Annotated in this window: 21 protein-coding genes and 1 tRNA gene; 8 read left to right on the top strand and 14 right to left on the bottom strand. The window is 45.1% G+C overall.

What is annotated here, in order from left to right; translation table 11 throughout:
• The first annotated feature begins 58 nt into the window (after nt 1-58).
• On the top strand, nt 59-748 hold the full coding sequence (locus tag FLAVO9R_RS02385) for a YitT family protein (RefSeq protein ID WP_126872893.1): 690 nt from the start codon (nt 59-61) through the stop codon (nt 746-748).
• Between the two features lie 350 nt (nt 749-1,098).
• Here FLAVO9R_RS02385 and alr read toward each other — a convergent pair whose 3' ends face one another.
• Complete coding sequence (alr, locus tag FLAVO9R_RS02380; RefSeq protein WP_159528443.1) at nt 1,099-2,166, bottom strand: alanine racemase; 1,068 nt, start codon at nt 2,164-2,166, stop codon at nt 1,099-1,101.
• 306 nt (nt 2,167-2,472) lie between these two features.
• Here alr and murQ point away from each other — a divergent pair, with 306 nt between their 5' ends.
• The 3 genes from murQ to FLAVO9R_RS02365 are packed head-to-tail and all read left to right on the top strand — an operon-like array spanning nt 2,473 to nt 7,959.
• The gene (gene murQ / locus FLAVO9R_RS02375) at nt 2,473-3,414 is read left to right on the top strand and encodes an N-acetylmuramic acid 6-phosphate etherase (protein ID WP_159528441.1); all 942 of its coding nucleotides are present in this window, start codon (nt 2,473-2,475) and stop codon (nt 3,412-3,414) included.
• Between the two features lie 16 nt (nt 3,415-3,430).
• A complete protein-coding gene (locus FLAVO9R_RS02370; protein WP_159528439.1) occupies nt 3,431-4,861 on the top strand; it encodes an exo-beta-N-acetylmuramidase NamZ family protein in 1,431 nt (476 codons plus the stop codon).
• Nucleotides 4,858-7,959: an FAD-binding and (Fe-S)-binding domain-containing protein gene (locus FLAVO9R_RS02365; protein ID WP_159528437.1), complete on the top strand. Its 3,102-nt coding sequence runs from the start codon at nt 4,858-4,860 to the stop codon at nt 7,957-7,959. The genes FLAVO9R_RS02370 and FLAVO9R_RS02365 overlap by 4 nt, the downstream gene beginning before the upstream one ends.
• On the opposite strand, the gene FLAVO9R_RS02360 is transcribed toward FLAVO9R_RS02365, so the two are convergent.
• Together FLAVO9R_RS02360 and FLAVO9R_RS02355 are read right to left on the bottom strand one after the other, a co-directional pair.
• A complete protein-coding gene (locus FLAVO9R_RS02360; RefSeq protein WP_159534341.1) occupies nt 7,912-8,949 on the bottom strand; it encodes a mechanosensitive ion channel family protein in 1,038 nt (345 codons plus the stop codon). The two genes, FLAVO9R_RS02365 and FLAVO9R_RS02360, sit on opposite strands and share 48 nt — an antisense overlap.
• 216 nt (nt 8,950-9,165) lie before the next feature.
• Nucleotides 9,166-11,037, bottom strand: a complete 1,872-nt coding sequence (locus FLAVO9R_RS02355; protein WP_232370558.1) for a glycoside hydrolase family 3 N-terminal domain-containing protein — start codon at nt 11,035-11,037, stop codon at nt 9,166-9,168.
• Between the two features lie 475 nt (nt 11,038-11,512).
• Here FLAVO9R_RS02355 and FLAVO9R_RS02350 point away from each other — a divergent pair, with 475 nt between their 5' ends.
• Together FLAVO9R_RS02350 and ggt are read left to right on the top strand one after the other, a co-directional pair.
• Nucleotides 11,513-12,889: a Na+/H+ antiporter NhaC family protein gene (locus FLAVO9R_RS02350; protein ID WP_126872899.1), complete on the top strand. Its 1,377-nt coding sequence runs from the start codon at nt 11,513-11,515 to the stop codon at nt 12,887-12,889.
• Between the two features lie 123 nt (nt 12,890-13,012).
• Nucleotides 13,013-14,653 (top strand): gamma-glutamyltransferase, encoded by a 1,641-nt coding sequence (gene ggt / locus FLAVO9R_RS02345; RefSeq protein ID WP_232370713.1) that lies wholly within the window; start codon nt 13,013-13,015, stop codon nt 14,651-14,653.
• Between the two features lie 56 nt (nt 14,654-14,709).
• Here ggt and FLAVO9R_RS02340 read toward each other — a convergent pair whose 3' ends face one another.
• The 4 genes from FLAVO9R_RS02340 to FLAVO9R_RS02325 form a co-directional block, all read right to left on the bottom strand.
• Nucleotides 14,710-15,129 (bottom strand): VOC family protein, encoded by a 420-nt coding sequence (locus FLAVO9R_RS02340; protein WP_159528432.1) that lies wholly within the window; start codon nt 15,127-15,129, stop codon nt 14,710-14,712.
• A 10-nt stretch (nt 15,130-15,139) separates the two neighbouring features.
• Nucleotides 15,140-16,546: an aldehyde dehydrogenase family protein gene (locus FLAVO9R_RS02335; RefSeq protein ID WP_159528430.1), complete on the bottom strand. Its 1,407-nt coding sequence runs from the start codon at nt 16,544-16,546 to the stop codon at nt 15,140-15,142.
• 238 nt (nt 16,547-16,784) lie between these two features.
• Complete coding sequence (locus FLAVO9R_RS02330) at nt 16,785-18,083, bottom strand: adenylosuccinate synthase (RefSeq protein ID WP_159528429.1); 1,299 nt, start codon at nt 18,081-18,083, stop codon at nt 16,785-16,787.
• A gap of 170 nt (nt 18,084-18,253) precedes the next feature.
• Nucleotides 18,254-18,439 (bottom strand): DUF2065 domain-containing protein, encoded by a 186-nt coding sequence (locus FLAVO9R_RS02325; protein ID WP_159528427.1) that lies wholly within the window; start codon nt 18,437-18,439, stop codon nt 18,254-18,256.
• Nucleotides 18,440-18,720: 281 nt separating this feature from the next.
• On the opposite strand from FLAVO9R_RS02325, the gene FLAVO9R_RS02320 reads away from it, so the two are divergent.
• A complete protein-coding gene (locus FLAVO9R_RS02320) occupies nt 18,721-19,146 on the top strand; it encodes a hypothetical protein (RefSeq protein ID WP_159528425.1) in 426 nt (141 codons plus the stop codon).
• Nucleotides 19,147-19,174: 28 nt separating this feature from the next.
• On the opposite strand, the gene trxA is transcribed toward FLAVO9R_RS02320, so the two are convergent.
• Entirely contained in the window at nt 19,175-20,044 is an 870-nt protein-coding gene (gene trxA / locus FLAVO9R_RS02315; RefSeq protein ID WP_159528423.1) for a thioredoxin, read from the bottom strand.
• 174 nt (nt 20,045-20,218) lie between these two features.
• On the opposite strand from trxA, the gene FLAVO9R_RS02310 reads away from it, so the two are divergent.
• On the top strand, nt 20,219-20,548 hold the full coding sequence (locus FLAVO9R_RS02310; protein ID WP_159528421.1) for a DUF962 domain-containing protein: 330 nt from the start codon (nt 20,219-20,221) through the stop codon (nt 20,546-20,548).
• A 128-nt stretch (nt 20,549-20,676) separates the two neighbouring features.
• Here the strand turns inward: FLAVO9R_RS02310 and FLAVO9R_RS02305 are convergent, their stop codons facing one another.
• From FLAVO9R_RS02305 to purE, 6 genes are all read right to left on the bottom strand, one after another.
• Nucleotides 20,677-21,810 (bottom strand): PQQ-dependent sugar dehydrogenase, encoded by a 1,134-nt coding sequence (locus tag FLAVO9R_RS02305; RefSeq protein ID WP_159528419.1) that lies wholly within the window; start codon nt 21,808-21,810, stop codon nt 20,677-20,679.
• A 29-nt stretch (nt 21,811-21,839) separates the two neighbouring features.
• Complete coding sequence (locus tag FLAVO9R_RS02300; protein ID WP_013785598.1) at nt 21,840-22,313, bottom strand: Dps family protein; 474 nt, start codon at nt 22,311-22,313, stop codon at nt 21,840-21,842.
• Between the two features lie 139 nt (nt 22,314-22,452).
• Nucleotides 22,453-22,938 (bottom strand): copper chaperone PCu(A)C, encoded by a 486-nt coding sequence (locus tag FLAVO9R_RS02295; RefSeq protein ID WP_159528417.1) that lies wholly within the window; start codon nt 22,936-22,938, stop codon nt 22,453-22,455.
• Between the two features lie 157 nt (nt 22,939-23,095).
• Nucleotides 23,096-23,171, bottom strand: a tRNA-Thr gene (locus tag FLAVO9R_RS02290).
• Nucleotides 23,172-23,232: 61 nt separating this feature from the next.
• Nucleotides 23,233-24,369, bottom strand: a complete 1,137-nt coding sequence (locus tag FLAVO9R_RS02285; RefSeq protein WP_159528415.1) for a 5-(carboxyamino)imidazole ribonucleotide synthase — start codon at nt 24,367-24,369, stop codon at nt 23,233-23,235.
• Nucleotides 24,366-24,860: a 5-(carboxyamino)imidazole ribonucleotide mutase gene (purE, locus tag FLAVO9R_RS02280; protein ID WP_159528413.1), complete on the bottom strand. Its 495-nt coding sequence runs from the start codon at nt 24,858-24,860 to the stop codon at nt 24,366-24,368. Before purE ends, FLAVO9R_RS02285 begins: the two co-directional genes overlap by 4 nt.
• Nucleotides 24,861-24,878: the final 18 nt, after the last annotated feature.

Raw genomic sequence — 24,878 nt, 5'->3', positions numbered from 1 at the left:
ACCCCATCAGCGTAAACGTATAATTACAGCGTGTCTTATCAACTAAGAATCGCCACTTATGCAAAACTCCAATCACAGTGTTATCGAAGATATCTTTGCATTAGTTAGTGCCGGGTTATTCGTGGCATTTGGTGTATTTCTATTCCAGTCTCAAGATTTGATGGTGGGTGGCGCTGCGGGTATCGCATTGCTGGGGACTTACGCAATTGATATGGACTTTGGTGTTCTATTTTTCCTAATTAACTTGCCCTTTTATACCCTTGCTTGGACTCGCATCAGCAAGCGCTTCACATTGAATACGTTTATTTCTGTGACCACGGTATCGGTCTTAACTGAGCAGATCCCAGCCTTCGTCGACATTTCTAGCATTGATCCTATTTTTGCTGCCATTTTTGGTGGCTTGCTTATAGGCGTGGGCATGCTGATTATGTTCAGACATAGCTCTAGTTTAGGTGGTTTGGGTATTTTAGCGTTTTACCTGCAGTCTCGATTTAATGTGCGCGCAGGTACATTTCAACTTACGGTAGATAGCGTTATTCTGCTTTGCGGGCTTTTCTTTATTCCATGGCATTTAGTGCTTATTTCGATTCTTGCCGCGTTCTGCTTAAATATGGTCATTTCGTTAAACCATCGCCCAGAACGTTATATACCTGCGAATAAAGAGAGTGAAAAGTCGCCTGAAAAAAAGGGGCCTAGCGTGCAGTCGTGTGCAACAGTAAACACTAATCTACACGCTCAAAACAACTAGTCTGTTAATTTTTCGCCTGCGCTAAACGTAAAAAACCCGGCCATATCAATGCCGGGTTTTTATATTATTCCTAACGTAACGCTTTGTATCCTTGTCGCTACCCTACTGCTTTTTTCTGCACAGGCTTAAACGGTCGACTTACTAGTCCTCGATTCACCCTAGGGCGAGAAAACGAAGTACGCATACAAACCTCACTTACGTGATATACCCACAACAGTCGAAGATGAAATATTCATCTCAATACTGAAAGTGGGACGTTAGTATAGGCACAAGCGAGTGAAAAACACCCCATTGTTTCGGTGAATGGTCATTCATCAGCGCATTTACAAGAATGTAAACTACTGTAAGTACTAGCGATATTTCACTATGCGAGGTACACGGGCTGATACTCGGGTTAACAATTCGTAATCTATGCTACCGGCAGCTTCTGCCACCTCGTTAATAGGTACATTCTCACCCCAAAGTTCTACCCTATCGCCAATGTTAACGTTCGAAATATGGGTAACGTCGATGGTGATCATGTCCATAGACACACGCCCGACTAGGCCAGCGCGCTCGCCGTTTACTACAACAGGCGTGCCGTTCGGGCAATGTCTTGGGTAACCGTCAGCATAGCCAATACCGACCGTAGCAATGCGGCTATCTTTTTGCGCCACCCAGTTTTGACCGTAACCAACCGACTCGCCTTTTGGCACATCGCGAAGGGCAATAATACTAGAACGTAACGTCATGGTAGGGGCTAATGCCACATTGGCCGTATTTGGCTGGCCGCCGTAAACAGCAATGCCTAGGCGGTTCCAATCGCCACGGCTTTGTGGCCATTCAATGGTGGCCGGAGAATTAGCAATACTAACAGGTAGGCCTAATTGGCTAACAACCTGAGTGAAGGCACTTAGCTGTTGTTGGGTGAAATCGTTACTGATGTCGTCTGCACAGGCCAAATGTGTGGCAAGCACAGTGTCTTTGGTAATAAGCGATGCGTATTGTTCAACAAGGCTTGGCAGGGTGTTAAGGGAAAAACCAAGTCGATGCATGCCACTGTCGGCTTTTAGCCAAATAGTGGGGCGATTGCCTTCAGGACACGCTAACATCCATTCTAACTGCGCTTGATTGTGCATGACTAGAATACAGCCATGCGCTGCAGCCATAGCGCACTCTTTAGCTTGGTGTGCACCTTCTAACACTACGATAGGCGCTGTTATCCCTGCCTCTCTAAGTGCAATAGCTTCTTCAATAATTGCCACTGCAAACCGAGGGGATACATGTTGTAGAATACGTGAAACGTTAACTGCACCATGCCCATAAGCATCTGCTTTTACCACCGCCATAGAACGGCTTGTAGGGGCTAATTCTGCTATTCGTTTAAAGTTACTTAAAATAGCATCAGCGTGAATAATGGCTTGGGTTTGACGGCTCACAGTAAACAGATAATCCTTTGTATTTGCATAGGGGCAGAGTGTATCACGAGTTGAATGAAATCGAATTCTCGGTACACAAATTTATGAACGCACGTACGAACTATGCTTCTGTTATCTTTTGCCCTATGGAGCACGCCTTGTTGGTTTGCGCCTCTCTGGTTTACGCTACAGGTTCGCCACATTATAATGCGTTGTAAATATGGTTAATTTGCTCTTACACATATATGCAAATTCAGTATGCTAGCCAAGACATCCAGCATGAATGTATAGCAAATTAACTCCCTTTGTCTTTCGTAAGGTATCACCATGCAGCCCACCGACTCATCACGTAGTATTCACCACCTCGCTAAAGATTTAGAACGGGTAGTGTCTGAAGGGCGAAACCCCAATACTGTAGATATTGATACCCTTTCCACAGAAGGAATGCTGGCGCGAATTAATCATGAAGACGCCAAAGTTGCCCCAAGTGTGGCAACCGAAATTCCTGCCATCGCAAAAGTGGTAAACGCCGCTGCACAAAGCATCGCAAAAGGCGGGCGGCTCATTTATATAGGCGCGGGCACCAGTGGCAGGCTAGGTATTTTAGATGCAGCTGAATGTAGACCCACCTTCAGTGTGCCAGATGGGGTTGTAATCGGCATTATTGCTGGCGGCGAACGAGCGGTTTTACACGCAGTTGAAGGGGCAGAAGATAATCGAGAAGCCGGCAAACAAGATGTTATTAATATTACGCTTAGTCAACACGACACTCTGGTTGGGTTGTCGGCAAGTGGGCGCACGCCTTATGTTTCAGGCGCCCTTGCGTATGCGCAATCTATAGGCGCGACTACAGCGGCTATAGCCTGTAGCCCAAACTCGGCCATATTTGAACATGCCGATATTGCCATTTGCCCAGTGGTGGGCCCCGAGGCACTTACCGGTTCAACAAGAATGAAATCTGGCACTGCGCAAAAGCTGGTACTTAACATGATAAGTACCGCCACCATGATCAAGCTGGGCAAAACCTTTGAAAACTTAATGGTGGATGTCAACGCAACTAACGAAAAGCTAAAAGCCCGCGCCCTACGCATTGTGATGCAAGCCACTGAATGTAATGAACACGACGCCGCTACCGCGCTAAAAGCATCGAACAACAATGCAAAGCTGGCTATCTTAATGGTGCTAACGGGGGCTAATGCCGACGACGCGGCTAAACAATTGGTGGCCAGCAATGGCTATTTGCGTCACGCTGTAAAACAACCGCTTTAAAAGGCCACCTTCATAAATGCCTATTAAGTCGCTACTTACATTCGTTTTGCTATTAAGCGCTGCTATTACTTTTAGCATGCCAGGCTATGCCCAAGCTGCTACAAATACCAAAGCCACTGTAAATACCAAAGCCCATGAGAGGGCTGACGTTGCTGAGCGTAGGTTACAAGTAGGCGCGGCGCAATTTGATGAATATTTGCCTTTACTTGAAGGCAAACTAGTTACTCTGGTGGTTAACCAAAGCTCGATTATAGAAGGCTCGGGGGTAGGAAGCTCGGGGGTAAAAAGCTCGGTTTCATCAAAAAGTTCTTCGGAGCCAACCCACTTAGTCGACGCGCTGCTAAGTCGTGATATCAATGTGGTGAGTATTATGTCGCCCGAACATGGCTTTCGCGGCAAGGCGGGAGCGGGTGAAAAAATAGATAACGATGTTGATGCTAAAACGGGTCTTCCTATTCACTCCCTTTACGGTAAAACGAAAAAGCCGACGGACGACATGTTAGCCAATACCGATATTCTGGTGTTCGACATTCAAGATGTAGGGGTGCGTTTTTATACGTATTTAAGCACCTTACATTACGTACTAGAGGCCGCTGCTCAGGCGCACATTCCTGTCATAGTATTAGACAGACCCAATCCTAATGGCGCCTTTACTGATGGCCCTATTTTACAGCCGGATTATACATCGTTTGTAGGCATGCACGCCATTCCTGTATTGCACGGTATGACGTTAGGCGAGCTCGCATTATTGATAGTGGGTGAACAGTGGATTGCGACCGATGCCATTGATGCGAAACAGCCAGCGCAGCAGCATCAATCTAAGTCGCTGGCGCATCAAACCAAGCAGCAGGCGCTGTTAACGGTTATTCCCGTGGCAAATTATCATAAACAAATGCCTTACTCTCTGCCTGTTGCCCCCAGCCCGAATCTACCTACTGATGCTGCCATTACCTTATACCCCACCCTTTGCTTTTTTGAAGGCACGGACGTAAGTGTGGGAAGAGGTACACCGCTTCCTTTTCAGCTTATCGGCCACCCTGTTGTAGCGCTTGGCGATGAAAGTATAGACGTAGCTGCTAACCAAGCAGCCCCATTCCCTAAACACAATAACACTACCCTGAAGGCTGCATTAATGACACAAGCCCCTATTTCAGGGTTAGATATTGAGGTACTACTTAGCGCTTATGCTCAGTTTACGGAACAAGGCATTAACTTTTTCACTCGCCCAGATTTTTTCGATAAGTTAGCCGGTACGGATTCACTCCGACAGGCCATTATCGCGGGGAAAACCAGCAACCAAATACAAGCAAGCTGGGCTGAAGGCTTGGCTACATTTAAACAGCTTCGCGCTCCCTATTTACTTTACCCGTTTACGGCTTCTGAATTACCTAGCGAAGGAAAAGGCAGCGTTGTAAACCGTAAATTTCAAAGCGATGACGCCCAATGAATAGCCGCAATACGCCGGAAAAAGCTCAAACAGAGATGGTAGTGAATAATGTGGCAAGCACACCTGCTGATGATATTAACTTTCATGCCTTTTTAAAGGGCATTAGTGAATGGTTAGCGCCCGATAATATTATTAACGATAAACCTAGGCTAATTGCCCTTGCTACCGACGCCAGCTTTTACACCAAAATTCCTAAGTTAGTAATAAAAGTGCCTAGTATTCACGTTATGTGCCGCGTATTAGCAATGGCTAATCGCTTAAATATCGCCCTGACATTTCGTGCGGCGGGCACCAGTTTATCTGGTCAAGCAATTACAGACTCGGTATTGGTCATGCTAACCCCAGATTGGCAACAGTTTGAGGTAATAGATAACGGTGAGGCCATATCATTAGCGCCGGGTATTATTGGCGCAAAAGCGAATCGAATATTGGCAGGTTATGGCCGAAAAATTGGGCCAGATCCGGCTTCTATTAACGCCTGTAAAGTGGGCGGGATTGCAGCGAATAATGCGTCGGGCATGTGCTGTGGGGTGAAAAACAACTCGTATCACACTCTGCGTCACATTCACGTATTGTTGCCCGACGGCAGTGAAGTCAATACCGCTGATGCACAAAGCGTTGCAGCGTTTGAGCAAAGCCATAGTGTGTTGTTAGCCTCTCTTGCTGAGCTTCGCAGCACGCTCTTGGCGAATACAGCACTGACTGAAAAAGTGCGTTACCAATATCGCCTTAAAAATACTATGGGGTATGGCCTCAACGCCTTACTTGATTATGAAAACCCGCTAGATATTTTTACACACCTAATGATTGGTTCAGAAGGCACATTGGGCTTCATTGCCAACATTACCTACAACACCGTGCCTTTGCCTAGTGCGCGAGAAACCGGGTTATACTTATTTGAAGATTTTGAAGCCGCTTGTGCCGTTATCCCTGCGCTAAAAGCCTGTGATGTAGATGCTGTAGAGTTGATGGACGCCAGAGCATTGCGCACAGTTGCGCCGTTGCTAGACGAGGTGGTAGTTAGCAAACGCAATATTAGCAACCCAGATGCTGTTGCTCTACTTATTGATGTAGGTGCCCCTTCACAGGCTGAACTTGATTGTACGCTTAAAACGGTACGCGACATTTTAACCCAGCCAGCACTGGGTTTAAGTAAAGAACATGAGCACCCTGCTAAGCAAGAGCATAAGCAGAAGCAAGGCCAGCCTCTGCAAGATTTCACCGCAGAGCCTAGCATCATCGAGAAATTGTGGAACATTCGAAAAGGACTATTTCCCGCAGTTGGCGCAGTAAGGCCGACTGGCACCACGGTCATTATTGAAGATGTGGCCTTCCCGCTTGAAAATTTAGCCGATGGATTAAATGCGCTAGTCGCCTTATTCGAAAAGCACGATTACCACGACGGCATTATTTTTGGTCATGCACTCGATGGCAATGTGCACTTTGTTTTTAGCCAAGGGTTCAATTCCGCAAAAGAAGTCAGCCGCTATCAGGCCTTTATGGCCGATATAAGCGTGCTAGTGACACAGCGCTTTGCGGGGAGTTTAAAGGCCGAGCATGGCACGGGGCGTAATATGGCACCGTTTCTTACTGCACAGTGGGGTGAAGAAGGCGTGGCGTTAATGCGCGCTCTCAAAGATATTATCGATCCTAAAGGTATTCTAAACCCAGGGGTTATTTTAAATGACGATCCTAAAGCACATATTACTCACTTAAAGCCGATGCCGGCAGTACAAGACACGGTAGATGCCTGTATTGAGTGCGGCTTTTGTGAACCTCAGTGCCCTTCGCTTAATTATACCTTGTCGCCACGCCAACGCATTGCATTGAAGCGGCGACAAACGTCATTAACAGAACCTAGGGTTATCAATGAAATTAGCGACGCATTTTCACATTTAGCGGTAGATAGCTGTGCAGCAACCGGCTTATGCGCAAGCGCTTGTCCGGTAGGCATTGATACTGGGCAGTGGATAAAACAAATACGTGGCCAGCGTGTTAGAGGTCCTGCGACCAAATTAGTAAGTGACCTTGCCGCTAAACATACCGATAAGGCGTTATCAATTGCACGTTTTTCACTAAATATCGGCCATAAAGTAAAAGGGGTAATTGGCGAAAAGACATTTAATTCTATTACAGGTGCACTTCATTTACCCCAGCTTCATAATGCTGTTCCCCAAGCTTCGAAATATAATAAAAATACTTCGCAGTATAAAAACGGGACAGATTTTAACGCTACTACTCTCGCTAATGAAACAGCATCTGAAGCACATAAAGCGACTGAAAAAGACGCTGAGTACATCGCAGAATTACCTACCCATTTAGGGCAGCAAAACTGCTCTGAAAATACAGCTGAGAAAGTGGCCGGGAAAGCGCTTTCTCAGGCGACTTCAAAAGTAGTTTACATGGTTAGTTGCCCAAGCAAAGTTTTCGGTGGCAACGCTAATGAAAAAAGTGTTATTCAGGCTGTGGTTTCTTTGTGTGAAAAGGCCAACGTGGAAGTGGTGTTCTCTAGCGCAAAAGACCTTTGTTGTGGCCAACCTTGGGATAGTGAAGGTGAAACAAGCACTGCGAGAGATAAACTCGCGGCATGGACACAAGAAGCTTATACACTTTCTGAGCAAGGACGCTGGCCTGTCATCATTGACAACAGCGCTTGTGCTTACAACGTAACTTCAAAAAACGCCAAAGATTTAAATACCAATAAAAGAAAAGCCTTTGAGGTAAGCGAGTATTTACTTCACCATATAGCACCTCGTTTAAAGGTAGTTAAAACAGATGCCCCTATTATGCTCCACATTGGGTGTTCAAGTACTAAGCTAGATTCAGGGGTTGCTATCAACGCGTTGACGAACCTTTGCACTTCAAACGTTATTATCCCTTCTGATATTACTTGTTGCGGCTTTGCGGGAACTAAGGGCTTCACTACCCCAGGGCTGAATAAAAGTGCACTGGCACCGCTTGCCAGTCAGGTGCCTGAAAATTGTTATAGAGGGGTATCTAATAGCGTTACATGCTCTATTGGGTTAAGCCGGCACAGTGGGGTGGTTTATTCACACATCGCGGTGCTGCTCGACGAGGTCAGCCAGCCGCTTTTCTAACGTCGCTTTGTGTGTTTTTAATTGTTCTTTTTCATCACCCTCTGCGGTTTCAAGTTGTAGACTGATAGCCGCGATTTGTTCGGCTAAACCTTCTCGATTTTTCTCATGCTGCTCAGCCTCTTCCGCTTTATCAAAAATGATTGCTTCGGGATTACCCTCTTCTTCATCCTGAGGCGCCGCTATCTCTTTCGATGTGCCAGATTGCTGAGGAATCATTTGCAGCCCCTCAGGTTGGGGCCGCTGATTCATAAAAGTGGGCGATACGATTTCAATCCCAGTATTGTGCAATGCATCAAGCACCGACTTGTGCAATCGAGAACGCGCACTTAGCATGCTTTTCACTTCTTTAAGCAGGCCAGCAACTCGGTAGCTTACTGAAAAATCGCCTAGAGAAATCACTTGGACAAAAGGCTCTTCTAACCCCGCATTGGCTGCCGCAGTTAGTAAGTGCTTCTCAACCTCTGAGTGATGAACATCATAACCTAGGCTTAAATCAACCGAGATAATCGCCCCTGAGGCACGAGTCACTCTCACCGGAGTGTTCACCATTAGGGTATTAGAAAAAGCAATTAACTCACGGGTTTCGGTTTGAATTTCCGTATCTAGCAAGCCCATTTCAGCCACCCTCCCGCTGTAGTCTTCCACGCGAATAAAGTCTCCCACTTTAAACGGTTTATTTACCCGCAATACCAAGCCAGCCATCAGATTACCCACCATGGTAGTAGATGAAAATGCAATGACACCAGATAACAAAACACCAATTAGCGCGATCACTTGATTGCGTGTACTTTCGTTCACCGGAAGTGCCATGGAGATGGCGACCAAACCTACAATAGTAAGTACTAACAAAGTAACTTGGCGCGGCAACTTTTGCTCACTGGTTAGGTGAGATTGTCGCGCAAGTAGCACGTAATGAAGTGTGCCCAACCCCACCACTACCAAAATAATCGCTAAGACTAGCGGAATAAAGGGAATGAGATAAGCCACCATCGTATCCACACTGAAACTCCATTTTTTCTTATTTCCAAGTTACATTTAACTTAGGTTTTCGCCGTATAGCGTTGAATTTTAAATTTTGTTTTTTGCTTCAGCCCATTAGCAACACTAGCGCTAGCTGAAAGTTTTTAATTAAATTCTCAGCCTCAATTGCTTACATACATAGCCTAGTCATTCATCGGCTGTCTGGACGACGCTATGACTTTAACACTACTCAGAGTCGCGATTCCACTGAACAGGTAAGTAATCGTTGGGTCTGTTCAAGCCTAGTAAGGTTTCTACTAAAGCATCGAAGATTGGGCTGTATATTTGACTATCCACGTTGTAACTGAATGTAGCAATAGCAATATCGGTGTGTGGCTGCATTTCTTTTGCTATATAGGGCATGCGAAGCGGCACTAGAACCGTGGTAAGCCCTTGTTTTTTCGCTTTTCCCAAGGCTGATTTAGTATATCTATGTACATCAACCAGCGACGCCCGTGAAGTCATCGCCTCTTCGCTATCGAAGCCTTTCATTTCATAAACGGCATGTTGTGGTGAAATATCTCCCACCATCAATAGATCGGCTTGCTTCAATGCGTAATCGAAGGTGGCTTTGTTTGGAAGCTTGGTAAGCGGCAGGCAAGCCATTCCTACCTTGGGCGCAATCGTAGATAGGCTTTTTTCAAGCGCTAAACACCTAAGCGCATCGGGCATTAATGCCAGCCAGGTTTTCTGAGTAACGGGTAGTTTTTCGGCGCCAAAAAGTGATGTGATCGCCGCCCTGGAAAGCGCTTTCTCAATTTGAATATTTCTTGTTTTTTTAGCGTTATTATTTACATCAGAGACCCACCAAGAAAGCGCTTTCCCAGCGTAGCTATTCAGGCTGAATTTAGCTTTAAGTAACGCAATGCGTTGTAAGGAAGTTGCAAGCTGTGTTGAGGGGACTTCCCCACTGCTTATCCGCTTACTTACCTTGCCCATTAATGCAGCAAACATTTTAATATCTTGTGGCGTTCTAATGGTAAACGGCATTAGGGCGATGTCGGCACCAGCTTGATAGGCTTTTATCATGACATCTTCAGGTGAGAAGTATTTAGCAATACCCGCCATATCTAGTGCATCGGTAACAACCACTCCTTGGTAACCCAACTCGCTTCGCAATACATCATGGAGTATTTTACGAGACAACGTTGCAGGGATTGTCATCACCCTTCCCTGTTTGTCTTTTACTGTAGTGCTATCTAATGATGGGTATTGGATATGTGCACTCATCAACATACCAGGCGGATTACCACCGCTGATAATTCGGCTAAAAGGCAATAGGTCTCCTTTTAGCGCTTGAGGTTTTGAATGTTTAACCTTAGGCAGGCCCGTATGGCTGTCTGTTTGCGTATCGCCATGACCAGGAAAGTGTTTAATAGCACTTATCACGCCCGTTGAATGCAACCCGTTTACAAACGATTGTCCTAGCACGGCAACATCGCTAGGTGATTCGCCAAAACTACGTACATTAATAACCGGGTTTTTTGGCTCGCTGTTAATGTCTACCGACGGGGCAAAATTCGTATTTATCCCTAATGAACTCAAACTACTGCCAATACCTTTCGCTACATTTTCAGCAAATGCTGTGCTGTGCTGATAATAGCTTGCCCCTATAGCCAAATTTCCGGGAAAAGGCGTGAGCATAGAAGAGGGTAAACGAGCCACTCTTCCCCCTTCTTGGTCTACCGCAATAAATAGCGGTGGCAAATTCGCTTTTGCCATTGACTGTTGCATGGCGTAATTCAGCTCTATTAGTTGCTTATTGGTTTTAATATTTTCAGAAAATAAGATAACGCCACCAATGTTGTGGGTGACGAGTAACTCTTTTAGCGCATCTGGTAGCCTGGTTACCGGCTTTTTGCACGCTTTCGAGCTAGTGCCATCATCGCAGTAGAATCGAAAATCGAGAATGACTTTTTGACCAATAGCGCTTTGTTCCTCAGAGCTTTGTTTAACAGAGCTTTGTTTAACAGAGCTTTGTTTAACAGAGCTTTGTCCAAAAGACTGGTTTATCTGTTCGTATTGGCTTGACTGATTCGCATAAGCGCTCGGTTGCATGACTATGCATAGACTAAACAGGAAGCTGTAAGGTAATAAGTTGGCTAGTAATGGGAGAAGGCGCAAATAGGATCCTAGTTTTTTATAATGGCTTGAACAATGGTTTTGCCAGAAGTTGTGTTAGTTATTTCGGCAATCGCTGCAACAACCACTGTTATTTTGTTGTCGTTAACGTGATAAGCATAACGATAAGTTACGCTTTGATACGCATATTAATTGCCATGGTATCAAAAACCAATGCATACAGAATAAATACGTGTCATTCTGTGGAATTAACCGTGTGCTCTGCGTTACGCTAGTCGCTATTGCACATAATCATGCATATGAATTGCTGTTCAATGTGCAAATGTATAGCTAACCGCCCGTTTCGCATTCACGAACAGCGTCGTGTAGATTTAGTATCAACGTACAAGCTCAGATATTCGCTCTATAAGCGAATGGCAGTATTTCACAATAATAAAGTATGGAAAGTAGTATGGATTGGGTATCAATTATCCCCCCATTGGTTGCGATCATTGTCGTATTCTGGAAAAAAGAAGTTATCTTGGCATTGCTACTCGCGGTGCTGTGCTCTGAAGCACTTATTTTGTTAACTGCAAGCCCCGCCACCAGCTTTCTTGCGCCAATCAATGCTATAGAGCGCGTAGTCGATACCGCTTCAAGCCCAGGTAATACCCGAGTCATTTTATTTTCTGTTTTAGTTGGCGCCCTGCTGGCGTTCATTCGCGACTCTGGCGGTGTAACCGCTACGGTTAATTACTTAGTGGGCAAAGGGGTGGCCAAGAACAAAAAACAGGTTGGCAGCCTGACAATGTTTACCGGTATCGCAGTATTTATTGAATCGAATTTGAGTGTGTTAACGGCGGGGATCTTTGCTCGAGGTTTATTCGACCGCTTCGGCATGAGCCGCGCCCGTTTGGCGTATATAATTGATTCCACCAGCGCACCAGTATGCATACTCATTTTACTTAATGGTTGGGGAGCGTTCATATTGAGCTTGCTCGACACCTACGAGCTACCAGCATCTTCAGCCTCCATACTGTGGGGCAGCGTATTCTTTAACTTCTACGCTATTTTCACTTTGTTGATTGTGGCTTACACCATAGCCGCAGACAAAGTGCACGGGCCATTGGCTTTAGAAGAGAAAACCCTATCGAAAACAGACATTCCCCAACAAACTGAAACCGCCACTAAAGCGCGTTACATGTTAGTGCCATTGCTAACCATGGTATTCAGCATGGTGGGTTTTATGTTTTGGACCGGCAACGGCACCTTGTCTGAAGGCAGTGGCAGTAAATCTGTGCTTTATGCAACGGCTCTTGCCACAGCAATCGCTTATGGCCTTTTACTTTGGCACAAACGATTCACTCACAAAGAAGCCGTTGAGATTGGCTTTAAGGGTATGGGCGAATTACTACCACTCGTCACCATTGTGTTGCTGTCTCTTACCTTGGGCAATAGCTTAAAAGACTTAGGGACAGGTGTATTTGTGGCAGGCGTGGTGGGTGAATACCTCCCCCTTGTTTTCATCGTACCTATGTTGTTTATTGCAGGGGCGGTGATGTCCTTTACTACCGGAACCTCGTGGGGCACCTTTGCCATTCTTATTCCTATCGGCGTGCCATTAATTCAAACCCTTGGATTACCCCCTTCGTTGGTTGTTGCAGCCATTTTAGGTGGTGGTATTTTTGGTGACCATTGTTCACCTATTTCCGATACCACTGCTGTGTCGTCATTAGCCGCAGGCTGCGATGTATTAACCCATGTAAAAACTCAGTTTCCTTACGCGCTTGTGGCGGGCGGATTAACCTTGGTGGGTTATCTCATTGCAAGCATTATTATGATTGGCTAGCGCGAGTTACGTAAGGCTAGCGCTAGGTCTTTTTTTCACAATTCTGATAGTAAGTTTTATCAAAGTTTCTAAATTTTAAGGAGTGAGGCAGTGTTGAAGAAAACGTTTTTTCTATTCTCATTTATATTTCTGACAGCATGTAGTCAAACAGGCGGGGATGTAACGCGAACTCAGCAAGAAGCCGTAGCGATGCCCGATACCTTTAGTGCCGACGCCGCTTATGCGGTACTAGAAGAGGGGGGTAATGCGATAGACGCTGCCATTACTGCACAGTTTGTGCTGGCAGTAACCCTACCTGAAGCGGGTAATGTGGGCGGTGGTGGCTTTATGACCATTGCGTTTGAGGGCAACACTGATTTTCTCGATTACCGCGAAATGGCACCATCTGAGGCACATCGAGATATGTACTTAGATGACGAAGGAGAGGTAAAACCCTACGAGTCACTTTTTGGCGCGAAAGCATCAGGTATTCCAGGCACGGTGGCCGGTATGTGGGCTGCCCATCAAAAATATGGCAGTTTACCGTGGAGTCGCTTAGTAGCACCTGCGGTTGAGCTAGCTGAAAATGGCTTCTTGGTACCAGAAAAGCTTGCCAATAATATAACTCGCTACTTAGCTCGTACCCGCGAGCAAGGCTTAAACAGCAACTTTGCAGATTACTTTGAACAAGCCAAAGCCAATACGGTATTCAAGCAACCTGAACTAGCAACTACCTTAAAAGCGATTCAACAGCACGGCCAAGACGGTTTTTACCAAGGCGAGGTTGCAAAGAAAATTGTTTCCTTTATGCATGAAAACGGTGGGCTAATTAACCACAGCGACCTTGCGGCTTATAAAGCCGTATGGCGTAAACCGCTAGAACTTAATTGGCAAGGGTTCACACTAGTTACAGCACCGCCACCAAGTTCAGGCGGCGTGGCTGTAGCCCAGTGGATTGGCATGCTTGAAAGCTATGGTAGCAATCATACACTGCCAGATCATAACAGCGCCGAATACCTGCATGTGATGTCTGAAATTGGTAAACGTGTATTTGCAGATAGAGCAGAATACTTAGGCGATCCTGATTTTGTTGAAGTCCCTGTAGCTAAGCTTGTTGCCCCTGATTATATCAAAGGCCGCGCAGCCCTTATTCAACCCAATAGTATTTCAGACACGCCAAGTGTTAAACCTGGCTTAAAAGAAAGTGAAGATACCACCCACTTTTCTATTATGGATAAATGGGGCAATGCTATTGCTAACACCACCACCATTAACCTTACCTTTGGTAGTGGCGTGGTAGTAACGGGTGCAGGGTTCTTGCTTAATGATGAGATGGATGATTTTAGTGCCAAGCCTGGCGTACCTAATTTCTTTGGTGCTGTCGGCGGTGAAGCGAATGCTATTTCACCTTACAAACGCATGCTATCTTCAATGACACCTACTCTAGTAAAACAGGGCGGTGATGTGGTTTTAGCAACCGGTTCGCCTGGTGGCACTACGATTATTTCGTCGGTAGCACAGTCGTTATTAAACGCATTATTGTTTGATTTTGATGCCACAAAATCTGCTAACGCTCCTCGTTTTCACCACCAATTACTGCCTAAAGATACCATTCGTGTTCACCCAGGGTTTGATGAGTCAACATTGGCTGAATTAACTGACATGGGCTACACCATAGATGCCCGCCGCTTTGGAGATGTGCATTTAATTAAGCGCACAGCGCAAGGTGTACAAGCCGCTTCTGAAGCAAGCGGACGCGGTAAAAGCATAGTGTCTGCACGCTAAATCGTGCTGTTGTTGTAGCGCTTTCGCCTTTGAAAGCGCTCACGGTTCAATACAGGCTAATCAGTCGCAAATAACTGTTCAATAGAGGCAAATGCTTTGAACTCCAGTGCATTACCGCAATAGTCCATAAAGAACATGGTAGCTTGTTCTCCTGACTGGCCTTTAAATCGAATGTAAGGCTCAATAACAAACTCTATATCGGCGGCACTTACTTTGTCAGCCAACGCCTGCCATTGAGACATTTCAAGCACGACGCCAAAATGCGGAACAGGTACAGCATAGCTATCCACCCCATTATGGGAAGGGGGTGACGGCATTGCCTCAACGCAATGAGTGACTAGTTGATGACCGAAGAAGTTCCAATCAATCCATTGGCTATCACTGCGCCCTTTTTCACAGCCTAATAGTTCGCCGTAAAAGGCCTCTGCATTGGTAAGGTTACTGACAGGTATTGCTAAATGAAACGGCTGCGCCATGCGTTATGTCCTATAAAAATTTCTTCAATAACGATAGTTTGAATTTAGAAAATGGCGCATAACGTACGGGGGCATCTAAAGCGAAGGCCCGCTTCATTACGGTTTTGACATGACTAAAGGTATCAAACCCAGCTTGGCCATGGTAACTACCCATGCCGCTGTTACCCACGCCGCCAAAAGGTAGCTCTGGGTTAGTCATGAAAATCATCGTGTCGTTGGTGCACACACTGCCCGAGCTCGTTTTTTCAATGATATTATTAAGTACTTTATCGTCATCACTGAACGCATACAGCGCCAAAGGTTTAGGTCTGTCGTTGATAAACCCGATGGCTTCGTCGATAGAGGCGACGGGCACTATAGGTAAAATAGGACCGAAAATCTCTTCTTGCATGATTACGCTGTCTTTCGCAGGGTCGAGTACCAATGTAGGCGTCATGGCAGGCCGCGCTTCATTTATATCTCCGCCGTAAACTACGTTAACCCCATCTAAGTACCCTTGAAGGCGATGCAAATGGCGGGTATTGATAATATTACCGTAATCTTTCGATGAAAAAGGGTTTTTACCAAACTGGGATTTAAGCTCTTTCTTAATGGCGTCTATTAGCTTTTGTTCAAAGCCTTTCACCACTAGCACGTAGTCGGGCGCAATACAGGTTTGCCCCGCATTCATCCACTTGCCCCAAACAATTCGACGCGCGGTAATTTTCAAGTTGGTGCTACTATCAACAATACAGGGGCTTTTACCGCCCAGTTCCAGCGTAACAGGGGTTAAATGCCTAGCGGCTGCAGACATGACAATTTTGCCAACCGCTTCGCCGCCAGTGTAGAAAATATGATCCCATTTACACGCAAGTAATGCCGACGATTCTTCCTTTCCGCCCTCAATCACTTCTACACATGAAGTATCCATGTACTGGGGAATGAGTTTCGCCATAATCGCTGAGGTTTCAACGGCCAGCTCAGATGGTTTCAACACCGCGCAGTTACCTGCTGCTAATGCGGCAATGTAAGGCGCCAGCAACAACTGAAGTGGGTAGTTCCACGCGCCTATGATAAGCACTGTTCCCAAAGGTTCTGGTTGCTGAAAGCTTTTGCCCGGCCACGCAATAAGTGGGGTGGATACTTTTCGGGGCTGCATCCATTTATTTAAATGCTTTTGGGTATGCTTAATATCCGATAGCAAAAAGCCATGTTCGGCCACGTAGGCTTCACTTTCGCTTTTACCTAAGTCTTGATGAAGTGCGTGCAATATCTCTTTTTCGTTTTCAATCAGCAGGCGCTTTAGGGCGTCTAATTGACTCTTACGCCATTCTAAAGAACGGGTTTTGCCAGACTTAAAACTTGTTTGAAGCGAAGCTACCGTATCGAGAAAGCAAAAACCGGGTTCTACGGCATGAAGCGTTGGTTGATTAGACATAATACATTCCACCTGCATGTGAAGACTGTTGACCTGCTGGGTTTTAAATTCAGGTTCAGGCACAACCGAATAAGCCAATATTCATTTTATAGTAATGAGGGCAATAAACCACAACCCAATTATTTTGTTAATTAATGTTTAATTATTACCTGAATATCAGTTGACTGCCTACACGAAAAAGCCCGGTACTTAAAAATAAGTACCGGGCTTTTAAATGGCCTAACTAGACGGGGCTAGTTTACGCGTCGTATGGGTTGCGTAAAACAATCGTCTCGTTACGATCAGGGCCAGTAGAAACGATATCTACTGGAACACCGGTAAGGTGCTCTAGGCGCTGAATGTAGCTTTTCGCAGCTTGTGGTAAGCCTTCAAACGTCGTTACACCGTACGTGTTGTCGCTCCAGCCTGGCATTTCTTCATACACTGGGGTGACTTTATCGTAACCGTCAGCCGCCATAGGAGGAACATCTTTCACGTTACCGTCTGCATCTTTATAACCGATACAAATTTGTAGTGACTCTAAGCCGTCAAGCACATCTAATTTGGTTAAGCAGAAACCGGTAATCGAGTTAATTTGAACTGCACGCTTCATTGCTACAGCATCAAACCAACCAGTACGGCGCTTACGACCTGTAGTTGCACCAAACTCGTGGCCTTTAACGCCTAAATGATTACCCACTTCGCAATCGAGCTCGGTAGGGAATGGGCCAGAACCTACACGAGTTGTGTACGCCTTAACAATACCCAATACATAATCTAACTTTAACGGCCCAAAACCAGCGCCAGTGGCTACGCCGCCAACAGTGGTATTAGAAGACGTTACATAAGGATACGTACCGTGATCGATATCAAGCAATGTACCTTGCGCACCTTCGAACATGATTGGCAGACCCGCTTTATGGGCTTTATCTAGTTCGTCGGTTACATCAACAACCATTGCTTTAAGAATGTCAGCAACGGCCATGGCACCTTTTAAGGTTTCATCGAAATCGACTGCTTCTTCACCATAGTATTTAGTCAATGTGAAGTTGTGTACATCAAGTACTTCTTTGAGCTTAGCTGCAAAATCTTCTGCATTGAACAAATCGCCCACGCGTAAACCACGGCGAGCCACTTTATCTTCGTACGCTGGTCCAATACCGCGACCAGTAGTACCAATAGCTTTAGCGCCACGGGCTTTTTCGCGCGCTACATCTAAAGCAATGTGATAAGGAAGAATAAGGGGGCATGCTTCACTGATTTTCAAACGCTCACGTACCGGAACACCACGCTTTTCAAGCATCGTCATTTCCGTCATGAGTGCATCAGGGCTAAGTACTACGCCGTTACCAATAATGCAGGTAACGTTGTCACGCAGAATGCCTGATGGAATTAAGTGAAGAACGGTTTTTTTACCGTCGATTACTAGAGTATGACCTGCATTGTGACCGCCTTGATAGCGAACCACATATTTTGCTCGATCAGTAAGTAGATCTACTACTTTGCCTTTACCCTCGTCACCCCATTGAGTGCCGAGTACCACAACGTTCTTTGCCATGAATCATATTGTGTAAGAAAATTAGGCGGGGATTCTACCAAAAATTCATACCCTTTATCATCTGTTTTATGCGCAAAAATACGCCAGTTATTGAAGATTCATAGTCTTTATCAGTCTAATCCTTGCTAACCAACTGTATATTAGACCAATTTTTAGTAATAAATTTAAACTTATTGTGACAAGTAAAAAAGACAAACCACGCCTATCACAACTAAAACACCGCCGGTTTGACGTAGTTGATTGGTTGGCATTTGACTTATTTGTAATAAATACAAGCGCCAGCGCGTAGGAAATAACAAAGGGCCAATGCCCTCTACAATAAGCACTATTGCTAGCGCGGGCCAAAGCCAATCCATTTAAAACCCCGTTGTTTTATTTAAATTCATTTACACAAACCGCGTAAACTTCCATAAAGCTTGGTAGCAGCTAGCAGCGCCTAAGGTAATCACTTAAGCATAGAAATGACTCAATAGGGATAAACACTCGCACACACATCCCATTTTGCTAACCTGATGGTTATTCGAATATTTTATATTCAACCTACTGAAATTTTTCATTTTTAAAACGCTAAATAGTGCAAAAATTCTATCATCTGCTATACGTAGAGTATTGCACTTAATCACACGGAAACAAATTCATGCGTTTTCCCAAATATGGAAATTATACGTTAGATATCTCTGGGAATGTATTGGAAGTGTTTGCAACGGGTGCGTGGAATTTTAAAACCGCAGAAGCCTTTACTGAAGAAATACATGATTTAGTAGTTAGATTCGATGATAAACCATGGGGAGCACTTCTAGATGGCCGCAGATGGGTATTGTCTACACCAGATACACAACAAGTCGTCATTGACGCTATAAAATATAGCATTACTAAAGGGCTACGACGCTCTGCCTATGTATTAGACACAGGTATGGTAAAGCGCGCGCAGTTAGAATATACCCACCCTGCTAAAGAAAGAGATTTTAATCTTCTAGGCTATGAAAGGAACTACTTTCAACATTACTTTGCAGCGCTTAATTGGCTAGACAAAGAAGGCTTTTCACCTATAACTAAAAAGTAAGGGCACATCATGGCCCTTACTTTCAATGCTAATAAAGCAAGCTGTAGACCTTGCGTCTATATTCAGATTTCAGCGCATCGCCGTCGGTTAATGCATTAATCATATCCAGCATAATTTTACGTGCATCTCCAAAACCAAGCTCTTTTTTCAGTACGGTAAGCAACAAGGATAACGCTTCTTCAGATTTATTGGCTTGGTGTAATTGCACGGCCAAATCCACTTTAAGTTGTAAGTCATCAGGATTGGCTGCTACCGACGCCTGTAATTGGCGAATTTCAGGTGTATCGGCGGCCTGTTCAGCAAGTTCTATTTTACCGTTAAGGGTATTATAACGCGCATCCTGATCGACTAACTTAATCTCGTCCAACAAGGCTTTAGCCTGTGTTATCGACCCTGTCTCAATGTAGCAATCAATCACCATGTACTTGGCATTGATGTTGTCAGGGCTCATCTCTAAAACTTGTTTCGCATTCGATAAGCCTTCTACATAGTCGCCCCGTTGAATAGCTTGTCCTGCCGCGGCAAGAAAATCGTCTTCAGGGTTGGGCAGATATTTAGCTAGCATTTCACGAATTTGCGCTTCTGGTTGAACACCCGCAAAGCCATCTACAGGTTGACCATTTTGCACCACCATCACAGTAGGCAAGCTACGAATACCAAATTGACCTGCAACTTCTTGCTGCGTTTCACAATCCACTTTGGCAAGAATAAGGTGCTCGGCATACTCCCCTGCAATCTTTTCTAAGATAGGCAGTAGATCTTTACATGGTTCGCACCAGTCCGCCCAAAAATCAATAAGCACCAGCTTTTCTTGTGATGCTTCTAAGATAACTTGCTGAAAATTCTCAACAGTAATATCAACGATAGTTGCCGCATTGTTCGCAACAAGATTGTCCATAAAGTGGGCCTTTTAAACATTTATTTTCTGACAATGAATATGGGGTAACTGATAGCAAAAAACAACCGCTACAAAAAATCGGCAACAATGTCGTATTCGCGACATACTTACCTAGGTTGACGTGTTAATTTGTTGTTAACTTACGCGTAACGACACTCACTGGAGGGCTACGCCATGGCTACCGAGTCAAACGTTCACAATCAATTTCAATCTTTTAGCGAGTTCTATCCTTATTACCTTGCGGAACATGCCAATTTAACTTGTAGAAAATTACACTTTATTGGTTCGTGGTTAGTGTTAGGTGTCATCGCCAGTAGCATAGTTACAGGTAACTTAGCATTATTGTGGCTGATTCCGGTAGTTGGCTATGGCTTTGCTTGGGTGGGACATTTCTTTTATGAAAAAAATAAACCTGCGACTTTTCGCCACCCGCTCTATAGCTTGTTGGGCGACTGGGTGATGTTTAAGGACATCTTAATAGGTAAAGTCAGCCTTAGGGCTTAACAATTGCTAAAAACTTAATGGGTGCAAAAAAATAAAAACCAGACGCACCCAGTGCGCTGGCTTTTTAAGTTTTTACCGCAGTGCCTCGCTTTTAATCTACACACTAGAAATAGCGCTGCACTGACCGTTTACTTGGCGGGGGTGAGTTTTAACACTTTGCCGTTGGTAGCATCGGTTAGCAGATAGATAGCACCGTTAGGCCCAACTTCTACATCACGAATACGGGCTTGGTTATCACGCACATATTCATGTTGCTCACCAGGCTTACCGCCATCCATCTCGATTCGTCGTAAATGCGTGAACTTTAACGAGCCTACCAACAAATCTCCGTTCCACTCTGGAAACAAATCACCTTGGTAGAACGCCATACCGCTTGGTGCGATAGAGGGGTCCCAGTAAAGTATTGGTTGTTCCATACCGTCCATATGGGTTTTGTCACTGATAATGTCACCGCTGTAATCAATACCATAGGTAATGACAGGCCAACCGTAGTTAGCACCTTTTGACAACACATTAACTTCATCACCGCCTTTTGGCCCATGTTCCATGGCCCATACATCCCCGGTTTCTGGGTGAATGGTAATACCTTGAACATTTCGGTGGCCGAAGCTATAAATTTCAGGGGCTTTCCCGTCAATAAAAGGGTTATCACTAGGCACGCTGCCATCGCGGTTAACACGCACAATGGTACCGAAATGGTTATCGGTATTTTGCGCTTCCTTCATATATTTATAACGGTCGCCCAAGGTGATAAAAAGCTGCTTGTTGGCATCAAACGCTAAGCGACAACCAAAATGAAAGCCGTTATCAATAAGTGGAGCGGCACTAAAGATAGTTTCAACATTTGCTAGCGCGTTGCCGCTAAGCGTTGCTTTGGCAACGCTACTGCTGCTTCCACCTTCACCAGGTTGGCTGAAACAAAAGTATACCGAATTGTTAGTTTCAAACTCGGGATCGATGGCAATGTCTAACATCCCCCCCTGATTGTTCGCTTCAACCTCAGGCACATTTGATAAGCGCGGCGATAGTTCACCCGATTGGCTGAGGCGTCTGATGCCGCCCTCGCGCTCGGTAATCAGCATGTCGCCATTAGGTAGGAAGGTCATCCCCCAAGGGTGAACTAACCCTTGTGCTAATTCAGTAACCACTAGATTTTTATTTGTCTGTGTTTTAGCGTCTGCTTGTTGCGAAAACGCTGGCTGAGTTGCCCCAGCCAGCGTTAATGTACAAACAGACAGCACGTTTATCATAGTGCGTGTCATAATTTATCCGCCGTAAAGAGTATTTCGGCTTATTTTGCCAACATTGCGCGAAGCATCCAAGCAGACTTTTCGTGAACGCGCATACGATCACCAATCAGTGCAGCAGAAGACTCGTCATCTGCGTCTTGCGCTAACTTAAGTGAATCACGCGATGTTTTAACCACTTGCTCGTGACCATGGGTAAGTAATGCCACCATTTCTGATGCTTCAGGTACGCCTTCCACTTCATCAATTGCGCTTAATTCAGCGAATGACTTGTAGGTACCTGGCGCTGAAACACCTAGTGTGCGAATACGTTCAGCAATTTCATCAACTGCCTCTGCAAGCTCTGTGTATTGTTCTTCAAACATCAGGTGTAGTTGTCTAAATTGTGGACCTTCTACATTCCAATGGAAGTTATGGGTTTGTAGGTAAAGCGTGTAAGAATCTGCTAATAGTTTTTTAAGGCCTTCAGCCACTGCATTACGATCTTCTTCTGAAATGCCGATATCAATCTTGCTCATATGTCTCTCCTTGGGTTAGCAACTAATTCACTAATTTAGAATTGAAAATACCATTCAAATGTTACCTTAATGATACTCTAAGAATATTGATTTGGATTATAATTATAGCGATTGTGCACATCTACTTTGTCGATTCACTTCAATGATGATGCTGATGGCTCGCTTCTTTATCCATTCCTATAATCGGTAAATCTACGGTGTAATCTGGGGCAGCGTCAAAAGACAGGGTAAGTGACACACTATTGCCTTCAACTAGCCCTTTTTCTAACCCCAACAACATCACGTGATACCCGCCCGGCGCAAAGGAAAGCGATTCACTTGGCGCAATGACTATTCCCTCTTTTACTTCTCGCATACGCATCATGTCATTATTCATTTCGGTGGTATGAATTTGCGCGTCGCTGGCAATATCATTGCTTACGTTTACACCTGTTAATTTAACCGGTGTTTCGCTTTTATTGCGCAGCGTAAAGTAAAGGGCGGCAGATTGTGCCATTGGAAATGTAGCGCGGGCGAAGCCGTCACTAACAGAAACAGGGTGCGTAGCTTGAACACTGCACGCCGTCAGTGCAAACATAAACACTGAAAGTAACTTAAAGGATAGTGAATGAGTATTGGGTGTCATACCGCCGCTTCCAAAATAAAAAGTTGGCTAATAGTGTACGGTAGGTTTATTCAATAAAGAAGAAAATATAGAGATTCTGAAAATGTATCCCGAAAGGGAAAGCTATAGCGAGGAAGTTAACCTAGAAAGGACTAGATAAAAACGCGATGTGAAAGAATGGTGCCGACTGCCGGAATCGAACTGGCGACCTACTGATTACAAGTCAGTTGCTCTACCAACTGAGCTAAGTCGGCACACTTTTCACACCCACTGGGTTAACAGCGGATGCGTATAATAGCCACAATTAAAAGGTTGTCAACCTTTTAAACGTTTTGCCTCGCCAATCAGTTTCGGAAAGTACTCTAACGGCAAATATTGGCTCAAATCGTGTAATTTTTCGCCCAATTTTTGGTAGCTGTCAGTGGTAACATTGATATGACCCATCTTGCGTTTTTCACGCACCGATTTTCCATACCAATGTAAATGACTGCCATCAATACTCAATAGCTCTCTTGAAAAACTACTGCAGCCAATAATATTTATCATTGCGCTTAACCCAATAGCCGATGTGTCACCCAAAGGTAAGCCACAAATTGCACGAAGGTGATTTTCAAATTGACTGGTTACTGCACCTGATTGACTCCAATGGCCAGAATTGTGAACTCTTGGCGCAAGTTCATTAACCAAGAGCTCATCACCACATTGAAACAATTCAACCGCTAACACGCCGACATAGTCCATACCTTCAGCCAGTTTCACAAAAATATCGTGAGCTTTGGCCTGAAGCACTTCATTAACATGAGTAGCAGGGGCAACCGACACATGTAGTTGGCCTTGATAATGTAAATTTTCAGCGAGCGGGTAAGTGCGCACATCGCCTTGCTTGTTGCGCACGCCAATTAATGAAAGCTCACGTTCAAAGGCCACCATCTTCTCTACCACAAGAGGTACTTTTTCTAAATTTAAGGTGGCTAAAGCCCGTTTAAGTTCAGGCAGCTCATCTTTATTGGCTAATCGCCATTGCCCATAGCCATCATAACCATCACGACTGGATTTTAGAATCAGCTTCTCGCCCAATGCTTCAACACATTCATCAAGCTGATCTAAGTGAGTAACAATACGGTGCGCACTGTTAGCGACTTTCATGCCCTCAAGTAATGCTTTTTCTCGCACTCTATCAGCGCCAACCAAAATGCTTTCAATACTGGGCATTAACTTGCCCGTTTTGGTCGCTTCTTCAAGCAAGCGCTCTGGCACATGTTCAAATTCTACCGTGAGTGCATCAGCACCTTCTAAGGCTTGATCTAAGGTGGTATCAAGGGGGGTTTTACTTACTGGGTGCACGACAGTATCGTTGTTTACGTCGACAGCCTGCACGTCAATGCCGAGCGGACTGCCCGCCAAATACATCATTTGCGCCAATTGGCCTGCACCGTAAACGACTACTCTCATTCGTCAAGCTCCAAGGTATTGCTTGAAGCCAATACCGTCTCGGTTTGTTGCTTTCGAAAGGCAATGACTGCATCGCGCACATTCTTATCTTGCAAAGCCACCACTTGAGCCGCTAGCAGACCCGCATTGGCTGCACCTGCTTCGCCGATGGCTAATGTGCCAACCGCTACGCCCTTAGGCATTTGTACAATTGATAACAGGGAATCAAGACCGCTTAACGCTTTAGATTTTACCGGACAACCAAATACTGGCAAGTGCGTGTGCGCAGCAATCATACCCGGTAAGTGTGCTGCACCACCAGCGCCAGCAATAATGGCACTAAAGCCTTCATCTGCTGCACCTTCTGCAAATTCAACCAACAAGTTTGGCGTTCTGTGTGCTGATACCACTTTTGCGTCGAATTCAACACCAAACGACTTCAGCATTTTCGCTGCTTGTTGCATGGTAGGCCAGTCTGAGGTTGAGCCCATAACTATTGCGACTTTCGCCATCTAGAAATCCTCTGAGAT

The sequence above is a fragment of the Alteromonas sp. 38 genome (genome assembly GCF_902506055.1).
GTDB lineage: Bacteria > Pseudomonadota > Gammaproteobacteria > Enterobacterales > Alteromonadaceae > Alteromonas > Alteromonas lipotrueae.
This window is presented reverse-complemented; position numbering and strand designations above follow the sequence as displayed.